General features: G+C 46.8%; 1 protein-coding gene. It reads left to right on the forward strand.

Annotation, left to right across the window (positions count from 1 at the left end):
• Nucleotides 1-449 precede the first annotated feature (449 nt).
• Entirely contained in the window at nucleotides 450-575 is a 126-nt protein-coding gene (locus tag QHG98_09740; GenBank protein MDH7597993.1) for a hypothetical protein, read from the forward strand.
• The last annotated feature ends 130 nt before the right edge of the window (nucleotides 576-705 follow it).

Here is a 705-nt window from a genome sequence, read left to right on the forward strand (position 1 = left end):
CGGTGGTCATCTTCAAGCATGCGATCTACACGATCGAGGAGGCGCCAGAGTCCATCATAGCGCCGAAGAAGCGATAGATCGCATCGAATGTATCAGCAGCGTCAAATAGCAAGGAGGTATTATCAGATCGTGCAAACCAGACGCTGCTGAACATCGACGGGGAATATCCCATGTAATACTAATTACTATTTACGTATCAAGTTTTCTGCTATGTAATCGAGCGGAAAGAGTGGTTAAAGTATGACAGCATTGGGGGGAAGAACCATGTTATCGTACAACAGTGTTACTGGCGCGATGTCCGACGGGGCGGACGGGTTGAGTCATGACCTTTTCACTAAACCAGTAAAGCTTGCGGGTTTTGTGAAAAATAAAATTTGTCTCATCGAATGAAAAACGGTTTTGGTTTGTTTCACAGATGATTCTCGCAGAGAAGGGTAAATTCATACATCATGTGGAATGAACGAGCTGACAAAAGGCAGGCAGGACAGGTAGGAGAGGGGGAGACAGACAGGAGAGACAGGACAAAGGACAGAGGCCAGAGCACGACAGCCAGGGGTGAGGCCAGGCAGTGGTGAGAGACTAGTGCTCCATAACAAAATGTTTTAACCATTGCGTTGATCTATCCAGACTATGGGTAGAAAGAGAGTGCATGAAGTGAGTTTGAAAGAAGGCGAACGAGAGGAGCTTGAGAGTTTCATCAGGAAG

This window comes from Methanothrix sp., from assembly GCA_029907715.1.
In the GTDB taxonomy this organism is placed as follows: domain Archaea; phylum Halobacteriota; class Methanosarcinia; order Methanotrichales; family Methanotrichaceae; genus Methanothrix_B.